The 15062-nt window shown below is 58.8% G+C and carries 14 protein-coding genes; 9 read left to right on the forward strand and 5 right to left on the reverse strand.

Features of this window, described 5'->3' with window-relative positions; translation table 11 throughout:
- Nucleotides 1-36 precede the first annotated feature (36 nt).
- Together ACR0J7_RS05170 and ACR0J7_RS05175 are read left to right on the forward strand one after the other, a co-directional pair.
- Entirely contained in the window at nucleotides 37-462 is a 426-nt protein-coding gene (locus ACR0J7_RS05170; protein WP_480481817.1) for a GlcG/HbpS family heme-binding protein, read from the forward strand.
- A gap of 221 nt (nucleotides 463-683) precedes the next feature.
- Nucleotides 684-1463: a gamma-glutamyl-gamma-aminobutyrate hydrolase family protein gene (locus ACR0J7_RS05175; protein WP_480476009.1), complete on the forward strand. Its 780-nt coding sequence runs from the start codon at nucleotides 684-686 to the stop codon at nucleotides 1461-1463.
- A 59-nt stretch (nucleotides 1464-1522) separates the two neighbouring features.
- Here the strand turns inward: ACR0J7_RS05175 and ACR0J7_RS05180 are convergent, their stop codons facing one another.
- A complete protein-coding gene (locus tag ACR0J7_RS05180; RefSeq protein ID WP_480913486.1) occupies nucleotides 1523-3763 on the reverse strand; it encodes a xanthine dehydrogenase family protein molybdopterin-binding subunit in 2241 nt (746 codons plus the stop codon).
- Nucleotides 3764-3766: 3 nt separating this feature from the next.
- Nucleotides 3767-4231 (reverse strand): (2Fe-2S)-binding protein, encoded by a 465-nt coding sequence (locus tag ACR0J7_RS05185; protein ID WP_480506281.1) that lies wholly within the window; start codon nucleotides 4229-4231, stop codon nucleotides 3767-3769.
- 98 nt (nucleotides 4232-4329) lie between these two features.
- Here ACR0J7_RS05185 and ACR0J7_RS05190 point away from each other — a divergent pair, with 98 nt between their 5' ends.
- Nucleotides 4330-4908: a TetR/AcrR family transcriptional regulator gene (locus tag ACR0J7_RS05190; RefSeq protein ID WP_480913488.1), complete on the forward strand. Its 579-nt coding sequence runs from the start codon at nucleotides 4330-4332 to the stop codon at nucleotides 4906-4908.
- Here ACR0J7_RS05190 and kynU read toward each other — a convergent pair.
- Nucleotides 4901-6094, reverse strand: coding sequence for a kynureninase (gene kynU, locus ACR0J7_RS05195; protein ID WP_480506283.1), 1194 nt, complete (start codon nucleotides 6092-6094; stop codon nucleotides 4901-4903). The two genes, ACR0J7_RS05190 and kynU, sit on opposite strands and share 8 nt — an antisense overlap.
- Before the next feature lie 172 nt (nucleotides 6095-6266).
- Between kynU and ACR0J7_RS05200 the strand changes: the two genes are divergently transcribed.
- The 6 genes from ACR0J7_RS05200 (at nucleotide 6267) to ACR0J7_RS05225 (ending at nucleotide 12989) form a co-directional block, all read left to right on the forward strand.
- Nucleotides 6267-6716, forward strand: a complete 450-nt coding sequence (locus ACR0J7_RS05200) for a methyltransferase family protein (RefSeq protein WP_267364290.1) — start codon at nucleotides 6267-6269, stop codon at nucleotides 6714-6716.
- A 129-nt stretch (nucleotides 6717-6845) separates the two neighbouring features.
- Nucleotides 6846-8417, forward strand: coding sequence for a Re/Si-specific NAD(P)(+) transhydrogenase subunit alpha (locus ACR0J7_RS05205; protein WP_267364292.1), 1572 nt, complete (start codon nucleotides 6846-6848; stop codon nucleotides 8415-8417).
- 13 nt (nucleotides 8418-8430) lie between these two features.
- Nucleotides 8431-9885 (forward strand): NAD(P)(+) transhydrogenase (Re/Si-specific) subunit beta, encoded by a 1455-nt coding sequence (locus ACR0J7_RS05210; RefSeq protein ID WP_480913489.1) that lies wholly within the window; start codon nucleotides 8431-8433, stop codon nucleotides 9883-9885.
- A 155-nt stretch (nucleotides 9886-10040) separates the two neighbouring features.
- Nucleotides 10041-10397 carry a VOC family protein gene (locus tag ACR0J7_RS05215; protein ID WP_480557517.1) on the forward strand — a complete coding sequence of 119 codons (357 nt, stop codon included), beginning with the start codon at nucleotides 10041-10043 and terminating at the stop codon, nucleotides 10395-10397.
- Between the two features lie 109 nt (nucleotides 10398-10506).
- Nucleotides 10507-11784, forward strand: coding sequence for a DUF3422 family protein (locus ACR0J7_RS05220; protein WP_480913490.1), 1278 nt, complete (start codon nucleotides 10507-10509; stop codon nucleotides 11782-11784).
- A 107-nt stretch (nucleotides 11785-11891) separates the two neighbouring features.
- Nucleotides 11892-12989, forward strand: coding sequence for an MFS transporter (locus ACR0J7_RS05225; protein WP_480913492.1), 1098 nt, complete (start codon nucleotides 11892-11894; stop codon nucleotides 12987-12989).
- A 6-nt stretch (nucleotides 12990-12995) separates the two neighbouring features.
- Here ACR0J7_RS05225 and ACR0J7_RS05230 read toward each other — a convergent pair whose 3' ends face one another.
- Together ACR0J7_RS05230 and ACR0J7_RS05235 are read right to left on the reverse strand one after the other, a co-directional pair.
- Nucleotides 12996-13976, reverse strand: a complete 981-nt coding sequence (locus tag ACR0J7_RS05230; RefSeq protein ID WP_267366742.1) for an ABC transporter permease — start codon at nucleotides 13974-13976, stop codon at nucleotides 12996-12998.
- A complete protein-coding gene (locus ACR0J7_RS05235; RefSeq protein ID WP_209504480.1) occupies nucleotides 13969-14976 on the reverse strand; it encodes an ABC transporter permease in 1008 nt (335 codons plus the stop codon). Before ACR0J7_RS05235 ends, ACR0J7_RS05230 begins: the two co-directional genes overlap by 8 nt.
- Between the last annotated feature and the right edge of the window lie 86 nt (nucleotides 14977-15062).

Genomic DNA, 15062 nt, shown 5'->3' on the forward strand with positions numbered 1-15062 from the left:
CCTTTCTTCTTTCGACATGCAGACACAGGAATGCACATGGAAGTTTCCCTTCGCAAAGCCCGCACCATTATCCGCAAAGCGCTTGAGAAAGGCCGCGAGATGGAGCTTAAGCCACTTTCGGTGGTTGTTCTGGACGCAGGCGGCCACGTCATCGCGTTCGAGCGTGAGGATGATGCAGCACCGGGCCGCTTTGCGATTGCGCATGGCAAGGCATATGGCTCTGTCATGCTGGGAATGGCGGGCACGGCACAGATGCAACGGGCCGAGGCGCAAGCCTACTTTATGGCGGCGGTAAACGGAGTGTATGGCGGGCAGGTCGTACCAGTTCCGGGCGGGGTCTTGCTGCGGGGTCGAAAAGGGGACGTGATCGGTGCCGTTGGGGTAACCGGCGACACGTCAGAAAACGATGCTGCCGTTGCGATGGCGGGAATTGAGGCCGCCGGGTTGGACGGCGAGATTTAAGTCCGACCATTGAGAGCAGCTCCGTCAAAGCAATGACTTGGCGCATGTTTCCGACTTGAAGTTTTAGGCGGGGAAAACGAGCCGTGACTTGACTGATCGCGGGGGGTATTTGTGCACCCCTGAACACGTCCCTGCGCTGTCACGCAGGAGGTGTATTCTTGCACGGCTGTGAAGCTGCGGTTAGCTTCCTTTTCAAGGGGATGAATAACAAGGAAAGCGGAATGTCTCGACCCGTTGTTGGTATTATCGGCAACTCATACCTCATGAACGATCAATACCCGACCCATGCAGGGGGGACGATGAATTCGGACGCTGTGGCGAACGTATCGGGATGTTTGCCGCTGCTGATTCCCGCCGATCCCCGTTATGTGTCGGTTGAGGAGTTGCTGGAGGTTTGCGACGGCTTTCTTCTGACCGGCGGTCGCCCCAATGTGCATCCCGAAGAATATGGTGAACCGGCTACCGAGGCGCATGGAGAGTTTGACCGCGCGCGTGACGCGATCACCCTGCCGCTGGTTCGGGCCTGTGTGGAACGGGGTCAGCCGTTTCTGGGCATTTGCCGCGGATTTCAAGAGGTCAACGTGGCCATGGGCGGAACACTCTATCCGGAAATTCGTGATCTGCCGGGGCGGATGAACCACCGGATGCCGCCCGATGGTACACTTGAGGAAAAATTTGCGCTGCGCCACGTGGTGAAACTGACGGAAAACGGTGTGTTCCACGACTTGTTTGGTGCGCAGGAGGTCATGACAAACACGCTGCACGGGCAGGGGATCAAGTGCATCGGACAGCGTGTGGTGATCGATGGGCATGCGCCGGACGGAACGCCCGAGGCGATCTACATCAAGGACGCGCCCGGATTTACGCTGTCCGTGCAATGGCATCCCGAATGGGATGCGATCAACGACCCGGTTTCACGCCCCTTGTTCGAAGCCTTCGGCATGGCTGTGCGGGGATGGGCGGCGGGGATTGCCTGTCAGGCAGTTCAGAAATCAGCCTGACTAGGGCACCGGACCGTGCGGGCGCGCGACGGACCGGTGCAGGGGAAGGTAAATGGCAATCAGACCAGCAGGTTGAACTGATTGACCAGCGGCAGGCTGCGCGCACGTTTTCCGGTTAAATCAAACAGAGCGTTACCCAGTGCGGGCATCGAGGGGGGGGTGCCGGGCTCACCAGCGCCGCCCATATGGCGATTGGTCTCCAGAACGCGCACCTCGACTTGTGGCGCAGTATGCATACGAAGGGCGTCATAGTCGGGGAAATTGAACTGCTCGACTTCCCCGTCGGCGAAGGTAATCTCGCCGAAACACGCGGCCGACAGGCCATACATCATGCCGCCAAACATCTGTGCCTTGACGTTTTCAGGGTCCAGCGCCAGCCCCATGTCACAGGCGATCCAGGCCTTGTGGATGCGGATGGCACCGTTATCGTCGACCACTTCGATAACCTGAGCCACCGGAGTGCCGAAGCTGTAGGTGAAGGCCACGCCACGGCCTACACCGTCAGGTGTTTTTCCGGTCCAGTTGGACATTTCCCTGACCGCCTCCAGACATCCGGCAGATGGGGCATGTTCGGTTCTCATCATTTCTAGCCGGAAGTCCAGCGGGTCGCGCCCTGCGGCATGGGCCAATTCGTCCATGAAGGTCTCGTGGAAAAAGCCGTTGTGGCTGTTGCCGACTGAACGCCAGAAGCCCACCGGGACAGCCAGATCAGCGACGTGGCCGCTCATCCGGTAGTTTGGCACGGCATATGGCTGGTTGAAGAACCCTTCGACCAGCACTTTGTCGGGTCCGCCTCCGGGGAAGCCGGTGTAACGCTCGACCGCCTGTTGCGTGCAGGACTGCGCTGCAACCTTGCCGTCAATAAGAACGGCCTTGCCGTCCTGAACAGCGCCGCGCATCCGGGCGATGGCGCCGGGGCGGAAGTAGTCGTGACGCATGTCTTCTTCGCGGCTCCAGGTTGTCTGGACCGGTGTGCCAGGCATGGCCATGGCGACCTTGGTGGCGATTTCTCCGAAATCCAGTTCGCCCCGGCGGCCAAACCCTCCCCCAAGGTAGGTGGTGTGAATCTGAACAGCCTCAGTGTCCAGATTTGCGGTATTCGCAGCGCGAAAACGGATCAGCGTCGGGGCCTGATTACCGCACCACAGTTCCAGAGCGTTTCCGGTATAGAGCGCGGTGGCATTCATCGGCTCCATCGTGGCGTGCGCCAGATAGGGCACTTGGTATTCGGCAGTGACCTCGGTTGCGCCATCCGGCGTCACGCTGACATCGCCATCATCGCGCATGGTCGAGTTCGGCGCGCCGTCAAACGCCTCGGCAATCTTTGAGAAAATGCCATCGGTATCAGGTGGATATGGCGCATCGCCCCAGTCGATCTCAACAGCCTCAACCGCCTGATTGGCCAGCCATGTGTTGTTCGCGATCACGGCAACACCTGTGCCCAGATCAACAACCTTCTCGACCCCGGGCATGGATATTGCAGCACTGTCGTCAAAGCTGTTCATCGCGCCGCCAAGTTTGGGGTTCATGCGCACGGCAGCAAATTTCATACCGGGCAGGCGAACATCGATGCCAAACTCGGCAGTGCCTGTCACTTTGCCCACCATGTCCAGTCGCGGTTGTGTCCGTCCCAGATAACGCCATTCGGACGGGTCTCGCAAAGGTACCTCGACGGGTTCCAGTCCGGCCGCTTCCACTGCAAGATCGGTATAAGCGATCTTGTCACCGGTCGGCGCGATGACATGGCCTGAAGCTGTTTTCAGATCCGAGGGGTCGATACCCAACCGATCAGCGGCGGCGCGTTTCAGCGTTTCACGGGCCGAAGCACCGGCTTGCCGCATCCTCTCGAACCCGTCCTTCATCGAGGTGGAGCCGCCTGTGACCTGCAGGCTAAGGGCCTTACCAAGAACACCCAGTGCTTCACCTAAGTTGTGCTGGAAGTCTGAGATGTCGTAGCCCTTGTTTGGCAGTCCCTCGCCCATCATGGCTGAGTTGTAATAGGCGGCGGCTGCCGGACCATGCAGAACGGTGATCTGATCCAGATCGACATCCAGTTCTTCGGCGATCAGCGCGGCCCACGTGGTTTTCACGCCCTGTCCCATCTCGGCACGGGGCGCGAACAGGGTGATGCCATTCTGATCGATCAGTACGAAGGGGTTCAGGGCCGCTTCACCCTCTTTCGGTTTCAGCGGGTTGGGGGCAGGGCGGGTGACATAATACGCGCCAAAGGCGACGCCGCCGACAATTGCGGCTGAGCCGATCAGGAACGTGCGGCGGATAATTTTGCCAACAGAAGCCATCTCTTACGCCTCCTTCAACTTGGAGGCTGCGTCGTGGATCGCGGCCCGGATGCGGGGGTAGGTGCCACAGCGGCACAGGTTTCCCTGCATCGCCTCATCGATCTCTGCGTCCGTGGGCGCAGGGTTCTCCGCAAGCAGGGCAGCGGCCTGCATGATCTGGCCCGACTGGCAATAGCCACATTGCGCCACCTGATGGTCAGCCCAGGATTGCTGGATCGTAGCCAGTGCTTCTGGCGTGCCGACGCCTTCGATTGTGGTCACGTCACCCCAGACATCCGACAGCGCCACTTGGCACGAACGTACCGCCTCGCCATCGATATGAACCGTACAGGCGCCGCAAGCGGCGACGCCACAGCCAAACTTGGTGCCGGTCAGGCCAACCTCATCCCTCAGAACCCAAAGCAGGGGGACATCATCCGGCAGGTCGATCTGATGAGGAGTTCCGTTAATCTTCAGGGCCGTCGCCATGGCGCACCTTTTGTAACTGTGGCAGGTTCTGACATAATGGTTGTAAAGTGTCAGTCTGTCAATTGACAAATTACACAAAAAATGTCAGAGATTTGCGCATGAAAGATACGAGTGACGAATCCCGGCAGAAAGCGATCCTAGCATCTGCTTTTCAGGCCTTTTCCGCATACGGGTTCCGCAAGACCTCGATGGATGACATTGCGCGCGGTGCGGGGATGTCACGGCCAGCGGTTTATCTGTATTACAGGAACAAGGAAGCGATCGTTCGCAAGCTGACTGAACGGCATTACGAGGAAAAGTCCGCAGTGGTGGCCGCGGCGCTGAACAGCGAAGGCTCGGTTTCAGAACTTGCCAGAAAGGCGATCCACGCCCAGACCGAGGGCATGGCTGCGATTTTGGCGTCGCCGCATGGGCTTGAGATGCTGGACACGACCAAATCCATGGCCATCGACATTGTCGAACGGGGCGAAGGTGAACTAACCGCGCTTTATGCCGAATGGCTGAGGCGAGAGCAGGGTGCTGGCCGCGTTCGTCTGTTCGACACGCCTGAAGAAACGGCGAAAACACTTACGGTCACGCTGAAGGGGGTCAAGCTGACTGCGTCAGACGCCGAGGAATTTGAAAGGCGCACCAACCAGTTGGCGGCCCTGATCGGGGCCGGGCTGGAAATCAGGTAACGCGCTGCCGGGTTTTGTACTCGGGCGTGTCCCAAAGCTTGTTCTGCATGACATCCGCCAGAATCCCGACTGCACGCTCGACATCGCTTTCATCGATATACAGCGGCGTGAAACCAAACCGCATTGTGTCAGGTGCGCGGAAATCTCCGACGACACCACGCGCGATCAGCGCTTGCATCGCGGCATAGCCTTCCTTGAAGCGGAATGAAACCTGACTGCCACGCTGCTCGGGCGCGCGCGGACTGTCCAATTGCAAGTCTGGGCAGGTCGCCTCGACCTGACGAATGAAAAGCTCGGTCAATTCAATGGACTTGGCGCGCACATCCGCCATGTCGGCCATATCCCAGATATCCATGGCCGCCGACAGCGCGGTCATTTGGATGATCGGAGGTGTTCCCACGCGCATACGCTCAATCCCGCTTCCGGGGCGATAGTCCAGGTCAAAGGCAAAGGGCTCTTCGTGCCCCAGCCAGCCGGACAGGGCCGGGCGCACACTATCTGCCAGTCGGGGCGCAACATAAATGAACGCGGGCGCACCGGGGCCGCCATTGAGGTATTTATAAGTACACCCGACTGCGAAATCCGCATTGCACCCTGCAAGGTCAACGGGAATGGCCCCTGCGGAATGCGCCAGATCCCAAACCGTCACGACACCGTTGGCGTGGGCCAGTTCCGTCAGTGCCTTCATGTCGTGCATCCGGCCCGTGCGGTAATCCACTTCGGTCAGCATCAGGACCGCGACCTCTTCGGTGATTGCATCTGCGACGTCCTGCGGGTCGACGACGCGCAGTTCGTATGGGCTCCCAAGGGATCGCAGCAGGCCATCGACCATGTACAGGTCTGACGGAAAGTTCCCATTGTCGGAAAGCACAACCTTGCGGGTCGGGTTCAGTTCAAGGGCAGAGGACACGGCCTGATAAACCTTGATCGACAGGGTGTCGCCGGTCACGACGCTGCCTGGCTCGGCTCCGATCAGGCGGCCAATTCGATCTCCAAGCCCCATGGGAAGGCCCATCCAACCGGCTTTGTTCCAGCCGGTGATCAGCATTTGCCCCCATTCCTCGGTCAGCATGTTCTGCACACGAGACGCAGCCGTTTTAGGCAGCGGGCCCAAAGAGTTGCCGTCCAGATAAATCACGCCCTCGGGCAGGTCGAACATGGCTTTGGTTGCTGCAAAATCGGTCATGAAGGCTCACTCACTTGTGTGGTCGTCTTTTGTTGCATTTGGGGTAGCCGATCCTGACATGTCTGTCTATCGATGCGACATACTGGTCTTTTGCTAATCTGGCCGAAAAACGGTAGGACGTCGGTCAGAAGCGACACACACCCGACACCGTCGTCGTTCATGAGGGCTTAGAATGCGCTGGATAGATGTACCGCCAGTTTGGTTGATCGCTTTTGCGGTGCTGGCATGGGCACAAGCCAGATACATGGCGCTGGGCCTGTCACTAGAGAGCGGCCTGACCGACCTTCTCAGTGGAGTTCTGATCGGCGGTGGCGTTCTGATGGCCGTTCTGGCCATTGTCGAGTTTCGCCGCCATAAAACAACCGTCATTCCCCATGAGACACCGACCGCGATGGTGCAAACGGGCATCTACAAACGCAGTCGAAACCCGATCTACGTCGGGGACGTACTGATTCTTGCGGGTTTGATTCTGCGGTTTGACGCCGTGTTGTCACTGGTTTTGGTTCCGGTCTTCGTCTGGGTGCTGGAGCGCCGGTTTATCCTGCCGGAAGAAGACCGCCTGCGCCGGCAGTTCCGCACGGATTTCGCACGCTATGAACGCAAGACGCGGCGTTGGATCTAAGGTGGCTGATTTTGTGATGTTACGTAAAAAATGCTGCGCTTGCGAAATAATGTTGCGCAGGATACATCTTTGCTTAACAAAGAATACCGACCACCCGCTCGGACAGAGTAAAAATTAGGGGGACTGCCAGTGAAGATAGGCACGCCAAAGGAAATACTGGACGGTGAGAACCGGGTTGCAATGACGCCCGACTCGGCCGTGCAATTGCAGAAACTGGGCTATGAGTGCCTGATCGAGAAAGGCGCGGGCGCGGCTGCCGGTTTTTCGGATGCCGCATACGAGGCCGTAGGCGTTGAGGTGGTCAAGACCGCAGCGTCGCTGTGGAAGACTGCGGATATCATTGCCAAGGTTCGGATCCCGACTGAGGCCGAACTGAAACGGTTGACCAAGGGCAAGACCCTGATTTCGTTCTTCAATCCTGCGGGCAACGAAGAAGGAATGGAGCTGGCCAAATCCAAGGGCGCCAACGTGATCGCCATGGAGATGGTGCCACGCATCTCGCGCGCGCAGAAGATGGACGCGCTGTCGTCGATGGCAAATATCGCAGGCTATCGCGCCGTGATCGAGGCAGGCAACAACTTTGGCCGTTTCTTCACCGGCCAGGTGACCGCCGCCGGTAAAGTTCCTCCTGCCAAGGTGCTGATCGTTGGGGCCGGTGTGGCCGGTCTGGCCGCAATCGGGACGTCCACGTCGCTGGGCGCGATCACCTACGCGTTCGACGTGCGCCCTGAAGTGGCCGAACAGGTCGAATCGATGGGGGCTGAGTTCGTCTATCTGGACTTCGAAGAAGAGCAGCAGGACGGCGCGGCCACAGGCGGGTATGCCTCGGTCCAGTCGGAAGAATTCCGCAACGCCCAGCTGGCCAAGTTCCGCGAACTTGCGCCCGAGATGGACATCGTTATCACCACCGCCCTGATCCCCAACCGTCCGGCGCCCAAGCTGTGGCTAGAGGATATGGTCAAGGCGATGAAGCCGGGTTCGGTCATCATCGACCTTGCAGCCGAGCGTGGCGGTAACGTCGAAGGCACCGTGCCGGATGAGAAAGTTGTCACCAACAATGGCGTGACCATAATCGGTTATACCGACTTCCCCAGCCGGATGGCGGCACAATCCTCGTCGCTTTATGCCACCAACATCCGTCACATGATGACAGACCTGACGCCCGAAAAGGACGGTCAGATCAATCACAACATGGAAGACGATGTGATCCGCGGCGCGACCGTGACGCATGAAGGTGAAATCACCTTCCCACCGCCACCGCCCAAGATTCAGGCGATCGCCGCGCAGAAGAAGCCCGAGGTCAAGGAACTGACCCCGGAAGAGAAAAAGGCGCAGGAGATTGCGGCCTTCAAGGCGCAGACCAAGCAGCAGTTCACCCTTTTGGGTGTTGGTGGCGCGCTGATGCTGCTGGTGGGGCTGGTTGCCCCGGCCAGCTTCATGCAGCATTTCATCGTCTTCGTGCTGGCCATTTTCGTAGGCTTCCAGGTGATCTGGAATGTCTCGCACAGCCTGCACACGCCGCTGATGGCGATCACCAACGCGATCTCGTCGATCATTATCGTTGGGGCGTTGATGCAGATCGGATCGGGGTCGTTCCTGGTCATTCTGCTGGCGGCGCTGTCCGTCTTCATGGCCGGGATCAACATTTTCGGCGGCTTCCTCGTAACCCGGCGCATGCTCGCCATGTTCCAGAAATCTTAAGGAGGCCGGGCACATGGAATTTGGCTTCACCACTGCCGCCTACGTTGTTGCGGCTGTTCTGTTCATCCTTTCCCTTGGCGGGTTGTCGAACCAGGAAAGCGCCAAGCGCGCGGTCTGGTACGGTATTGTCGGTATGGCGCTGGCGGTCTTTGCCACGCTGGTTGGTCCCGGTTCTGGGCTGTGGCTGCTGTCCATCCTGCTGATCATTGGCGGCGGTCTGATCGGTCAGTACGTGGCGCAGCGCGTCCAGATGACCGAGATGCCGCAGCTGGTCGCCGCGATGCATTCACTGGTCGGTCTGGCGGCTGTGTTCGTCGGCTTCAACGCGCATTTTGAAATCGGCAACGTGGCACAAGTCATGGCAATTGTGGATACGGCGAAAGAGGCGGATCTGCATGATCTGGGCACCTTTGCCAAACTTATCGCCAAGAAGACGCCGGCCGAGCTGGCAATCCTTCATGTAGAGCTGTTCCTGGGCATCTTTATCGGTGCGATCACCTTTACCGGTTCGGTCGTGGCCTATGGCAAGCTGGCGGGCAAAGTGACCTCGGCGGCGACAAAGCTGCCCGGTGGTCATGCGCTGAACGCAGCGGCTGCGGGTCTCTCGCTGATCTGCTTGATCTGGTATACCTCGTCCGGTGGGCTGCTGCCGCTGATCCTGATGACCCTGGCCGCGCTGTTCATTGGTTATCACCTGATCATGGGCATCGGTGGCGCGGATATGCCGGTGGTTGTGTCGATGCTGAACAGCTATTCGGGCTGGGCCGCGGCGGCTATTGGTTTCTCGCTGGGCAATGACTTGCTGATCGTGGTCGGTGCGCTGGTGGGCTCAAGCGGTGCAATCCTGTCCTACATTATGTGCAAGGCGATGAACCGTCACTTTGTCAGCGTGATCCTGGGCGGCTTTGGCGGCACTTCCGGTCCGCAGATGGAAGTTGAGGGCGAGCAGGTGGCCATCGAGGCGGATGGCGTTGCTGCTGCCCTGAACGATGCCGACAGCGTGATCATCATCCCCGGCTATGGGATGGCGGTTGCGCAGGCACAGCAATCGGTTTCCGAACTGGTCCGTAAGCTGCGCGCCAAGGGTAAAGAGGTTCGTTTTGCGATCCACCCGGTCGCGGGTCGTTTGCCGGGCCATATGAACGTGCTGCTGGCCGAGGCGAAGGTGCCCTATGACATCGTTCTGGAAATGGACGAGATCAATGACGACTTCCCGGATACGGATGTGGCCATCGTTATCGGCTCGAACGACATCGTGAACCCTGCGGCGCAGGAAGATCCCAACAGCCCCATCGCCGGTATGCCGGTTCTGGAATGCTGGAAGGCCAAGCAGGTCTTCGTGTCAAAACGTGGTCAGGGTACAGGGTATTCGGGTATCGAAAACCCGCTGTTCTTCAAGGAAAATACCCGCATGTTCTATGGCGACGCCAAAGCGTCGCTGGACAAGCTGCTGCCGATGATCGAGTGATTAACCGGTTTGATCCAATTGCAAAGGGCGCCTTTGGGCGCCCTTTTCTTTTTTTGTGCTGTTGGGGGCTTTGCCCCCAAACCCCCAGGATATTTATGGCCAGATGAAGCGGGCGGGTTGTGATATACTCGATGCACGTGTGGTAGGAGCGAAACATGCAGAAAGTGAACGGTATTGGGGGCGTATTCTTTCGGGCCAGTGATCCCGAGGAATTGAGCCGTTGGTACGAAGAACATCTGGGCGTAAACCACTATGATCCGGTGCCCTGGAAGCAGCGCGAAGGGTATACGGTGTTTGCGCCGTTCGCGCAGGACACCGAGTATTTCGGAAACCCGGATCAGCAATGGATGATCAATTTTCGGGTCGACGATCTGGGCGCGATGATACAGCAGCTTGAAGCTGCCGGAATCGCTGTTGAGACCCGCCCCGACTGGGACAGTGAAATCGGAAAGTTCGCGCGACTTCACGATCCGGAAGGAAATCCGATCGAGCTGTGGCAGCCAAATCAATGAGATAGTCGGTTTGTATACCTTTGTATTCGTGTAAGTATATGAAATAAAATAAGAATTGATGTCTCCGAGTTGTGACGTATAGTGCGGACACCGCTATCGGAGCCTCGGAATGACGCCAATCGATGATCACCCGCTGCGCTATGCGCTGGCCAATGAACTTCATGCCCGCCCGTTTCCGGCCGCCGATACGCCGTGCACGGTCGCATTTATTGCGATCAAGAAGCCTGAAGCAGCCGTCGCTCGGGACCGCAATCAGGATATTGCGCATCTGATCGATCTGCTTGACCGGCATGGGGCGCAACATCCGCAGCCGGGGGCCACGCATTATGCCGGGCAGATAGGACGCCATTGGCTGAAATGGGAGCAGCACACAGAGTTTGTCACCTATACGGCGATTGTGCCGAACGTCAGCGGCCGCCCCTTCAACCCGGCTGATTTCGAAGTGTTTCCCCCAGATTGGCTGATGGCCAGCCCGGGCCAGAGGATCACTTCGCTGCTAATGCGGGTGGTACCGCGCCCGGAAGATGCAGCTGTAAAGGTCGCTCTGGCTGATTGGTTCGAACCTGAAAGTCTGGCGGTGTCGCGGGTGTTGGATGCTTCGGCGATTTGCGCCAGTGATTTCCGCATCGACCCGGCTGGTCACATGCGTTTTGCCCTGTTCGTGACCGAAGGCACGGGCACGCGCCGCACAGGGCGTATTATCCAGCGGCTGTGCGAGATCGAGACATACAAGGCGATGTCGATGCTTGGCTTTGCCCGCGTCAAACAATTGGCCCCCCGGATCGAGGAACTGGACGCCCAGTTGGCGAAGCTGATGGTTGAAATGACGGATGACACCACACCACCAGAAGCGCTGTTACCTCAATTGCTGGCCACATCGACTGAGCTCGAGACCATTTCGGCCCGCAGTTCGTTCCGATTTGGGGCAACCGGCGCTTACGAGGCGCTGGTGAATCAACGGATCGACGTCCTGCGCGAGGAAAGGTTCGAAGGCGGCCAAAGCTTTGCCGATTTCATGATGCGCCGTTATGACCCTGCGATCCGTACCGTGAAATCAACCGAACGCCGCCTGCAGGCGCTGTCTGACCGGGCGATCCGTGCGGGTGAGTTGCTGCGCACAAGGGTGGACGTCGAGCGGAGTGCACAAAATCAGGCCCTGTTGGAAAGCATGGATCGTCGGGCTGATCTTGCCTTGCGCTTACAACACACGGTCGAGGGGCTTTCTGTAGTGGCCATCAGTTATTACGCGGTCTCACTTGTTGGCTATCTTCTGTATCCGTTGACGGCCACAGGGATAAGCAAGGGAATGCTGACGGCGGCGGCGACGATCCCGATTGTAGCGGGCGTATGGTTCGCCGTTCGGCGTATCCGCAAACGCCTGGGTTAAGCTGCAATTGCCAATTTGCGCCCAACCTGTAGAACGGGTGGGGCGGGCAGACAGCACGAGGTTCTCTGTTGATTGGCGTTTTCTCGGCATGGCGGGCAGTTGCGGCCATGTTCATCCTGAACGGGGCCTTGTTTGGCATCTGGGCCTCGCGCATTCCGGCCGTGCGCGACCGGTTGGACTTGTCTCATGACGCGTTGGGGTACGGGTTGTTGTTCATGGCGGCCGGGGCCGTCTGTTCCTTTCCGGTCACAGGGCGGTTGACGGATCGGAATGGCGCTGTTGCGATTACCCGGATTGTGGCCGTTCTGTACACGCTGTCGCTGGTTCTGCTTGCTGTGGCTGGCGGGTTTTGGGCGCTGGCGTTTTGTTTGTTTGTTTTCGGCGCGTTCCACGGATCGATGGATGTGGCAATGAATGCCTGGGCCGCCGAAGTCGAGCAGGCTTATGACAAACCCGTAATGTCATCATTCCACGCCATGTGGAGCCTTGGGGCCGGTCTTGGCGCGCTCAGCGGATATGTGGCTGTTCAGATGGGGCTGACGGTTCTGGTGCACTTCCTAGTGGCGGGTGGCGCGGTTGTCGCCTTCGCGCTGGCCTTGTCGTGGGTGCGCTGGACGTCGAAACGGTCCGATCGGCCGCAAAGCTCGGTTTTTGCTTTGCCCTCGGGCGCGCTGATACTGGTCGGATTCGCCGCCATGTGTGGTGCATTGGGTGAAGGCGCCGTCGCGGACTGGAGCGCGATTTTCCTGCGAGACGTGTCCGGTGCGCCCGAAAGTGTTGCCGCATTGGGCTATGCCGTGTTTTCCGTGGCGATGGTTGCGTTTCGACTTGCAGGTGCTGTTGTCATCACTTGGTTTGGTCCTGCCGCCACGGCTCGGTTTGGCGGGATCTGCGCGGCACTGGGCGTTTTCGTTGTGGTTTCTTCGGTCGTGCCCTTGCCCGCATTGGCGGGGTTTGCGCTGATGGGTATAGGGTATGCGGTGATCATGCCGCTGGCGTTCAGCCGTGCAGCCAGCGATCCGCATGTGCCGCCGGGGCAAGCCATCGCGAGTGTAGCTACGCTGGGATATGGCGGGCTGTTGATTGGGCCGCCGCTGATCGGATTTTTGGCGGAACTGTTCGGCCTGCGTCTGGCGTTCGCCGTGCTGTTGCCATTGGCCGTTCTGATCGTGCTGTTGGCCGGCGCGCTGAAGCGCGCCGACTAACTTGTTTCAGCGTCCGCGAATGCGGGGATCCAGCGCGTCGCGCAGACCATCACCCAGATAGTTGACGCTCAGAACAGTCAGCGAGATTGCCAGACCGGGCCAGAATACACGCTCGGGGTATTGCTGAAGATAGTCGACACCATCAAACAACAGGCGGCCCCATGTCGGGAAGTCGGGCGGGAAGCCCAGCCCAAGGAAGGACAGCGCGCTTTCGGTGATGATCGCTGTGGCAATCCCCAGTGTTGCCGACACCATGATCGGCGAAAGAACGTTCGGCAGGATATGCCGCGTGATGATCTGGCTGTTGCTGGTGCCGATGGAGCGTGCGGCCAGAACGAATTCACGTTCCTTGATGGCCAGGACGTCACCGCGCACGATCCGTGCAGTCGGCATCCATGAGGTGATGCCGATGGCGCAGACGATCAGGATGAAGATCCCGCGCTCCAGCCCGAAAGCCGCTGACAGGGGCTCGCGGAACAGAAGCATCATGACCAGCAGCAAAGGCAGCAGGGGCAGGGCCAGAAACAGGTCGGTCAGGCGCATCAGCGGCCCATCGAGCCGCCTGAAGAATCCCGCCAGAACGCCGATGAACGAACCCAGAAACAGCGCCAGCAACATTGCGGTTATGCCAACCGAGACTGAGGTTTGACCACCCGACATCATGCGCGCAAGAATGTCGCGACCCAATTGGTCGGTGCCAAAGGGATGCGCCCAACTGGGCCCCTGATTGCGCGACCGGATATCGATCTGGGTTGGATCAATGCTCCACAGATACGGGCCCAGATAGACACCGGCAACGATGATGATAAACAGGATCGCCCCGACCATTGCGCCTTTGTGGGTCTTGAACTGATCCCAAACATCGCGCCATTGGCTGCGGGGAGGGGTGGCCAGTTCTTCCATCACGTCGGCTGTCGGCAAGGCGGTTGAAGCTGGTGCAAGTCCTTCGTCCGGGACCAGCGTATCGGTACGATCATGATCAGTCATATCGAATCCTCGGGTCCAGAATGCCATAAAGTACGTCAGCGATCAGGTTGAACAACACGATCAGTACGGCGAAAATAAAGGTCAGGGTTTGCACCATCGGCAGATCATTGGCCTGAATCGCGCCGATCAGCAACTGCCCGATTCCGTTCACCTTGAACACCTGCTCGGTGATGATGGCGCCACCAAAGATGGACGGAATACCCAGCGCGATCACGGTGACCACCGGGATCATCGAGTTTCGCAGGACGTGAACCATGACCACGGTATATTCGCTGAGACCCTTGGCGCGGGCGGTGCGAACGTAATCCTGATTGAGGTTATCCAGCATGGACGCGCGCATGAACCGGCTGAGCTGCGCGGTGATCTGCAAGGCCAGAACCATGACCGGCATGATCATCTGTTTGAGCTGCACAACAAAACTGTCCCAGCTGTTGACCACCAGCGTGGTGTCATAGATCGACGGGAACCAGCCCAACTGAACCGAAAAGATCACGATTACCAGCACGCCCGAGAAAAACGGCGGGACCGAGAAGCCGACCATTGACACGAAGGTACCCATCTGGTCGAACCAGGAATATTGGCGGTAAGCCGAGTAGATGCCGATGGGCAGCGCGATCAGGATGGCGACCACATAGGCGGTGCCGACAACCCACAAGGTCTGCGGGATACGCTGAACAACTATGTCCATGACCGGCGAGCGGGTCTGCCACGAAATCACGCGCAGGTCGCCTTCGGAGAAGGTTGTACCGAATACAGAGTCGACCAATACCTGTGGTTCTATCCAGAAGAACTGCACGATCCATTTCCAGAACCGGATATGCATCGGCTGGCCGAGGCCAAGCGCCTCGCGCATCTTCTCTTTGACTTCCGGGGGAACGGTGAGTGGAACCTGTGCCATCGGGTCGCCAGGGGCAAGCTCGAGCAGCAGGAAGATGACGAGGCTGATGAACAGCAGTGTGGGCACGGCCAACACCAGTCGTCTGATTGTAAAGTTGAGCATTCAAAGGCGCCTTTGTTGATGCGTCTTCTTGTTGGAGCGGCCTGCAAATGACCGCGCCCCGAAGATCGGGGCGCGGCTTGGCAGGT

This window comes from Ruegeria sp. O4 (assembly GCF_056535125.1).

Excerpts from the sequence above, each read along its gene's own strand:
- ACR0J7_RS05170 (WP_480481817.1), top strand. The coding sequence starts at position 37 with ATGGAAGTTTCCCTTCGCAAAGCCCGCACCATTATCCGCAAAGCGCTT.
- ACR0J7_RS05175 (WP_480476009.1), top strand. The coding sequence starts at position 684 with ATGTCTCGACCCGTTGTTGGTATTATCGGCAACTCATACCTCATGAAC.
- ACR0J7_RS05180 (WP_480913486.1), bottom strand. The coding sequence starts at position 3,763 with ATGGCTTCTGTTGGCAAAATTATCCGCCGCACGTTCCTGATCGGCTCA.
- ACR0J7_RS05185 (WP_480506281.1), bottom strand. The coding sequence starts at position 4,231 with ATGGCGACGGCCCTGAAGATTAACGGAACTCCTCATCAGATCGACCTG.
- ACR0J7_RS05190 (WP_480913488.1), top strand. The coding sequence starts at position 4,330 with ATGAAAGATACGAGTGACGAATCCCGGCAGAAAGCGATCCTAGCATCT.
- kynU (WP_480506283.1), bottom strand. The coding sequence starts at position 6,094 with ATGACCGATTTTGCAGCAACCAAAGCCATGTTCGACCTGCCCGAGGGC.
- ACR0J7_RS05200 (WP_267364290.1), top strand. The coding sequence starts at position 6,267 with ATGCGCTGGATAGATGTACCGCCAGTTTGGTTGATCGCTTTTGCGGTG.
- ACR0J7_RS05210 (WP_480913489.1), top strand. The coding sequence starts at position 8,431 with ATGGAATTTGGCTTCACCACTGCCGCCTACGTTGTTGCGGCTGTTCTG.
- ACR0J7_RS05215 (WP_480557517.1), top strand. The coding sequence starts at position 10,041 with ATGCAGAAAGTGAACGGTATTGGGGGCGTATTCTTTCGGGCCAGTGAT.
- ACR0J7_RS05220 (WP_480913490.1), top strand. The coding sequence starts at position 10,507 with ATGACGCCAATCGATGATCACCCGCTGCGCTATGCGCTGGCCAATGAA.
- ACR0J7_RS05225 (WP_480913492.1), top strand. The coding sequence starts at position 11,892 with ATGTTCATCCTGAACGGGGCCTTGTTTGGCATCTGGGCCTCGCGCATT.
- ACR0J7_RS05230 (WP_267366742.1), bottom strand. The coding sequence starts at position 13,976 with ATGACTGATCATGATCGTACCGATACGCTGGTCCCGGACGAAGGACTT.
- ACR0J7_RS05235 (WP_209504480.1), bottom strand. The coding sequence starts at position 14,976 with ATGCTCAACTTTACAATCAGACGACTGGTGTTGGCCGTGCCCACACTG.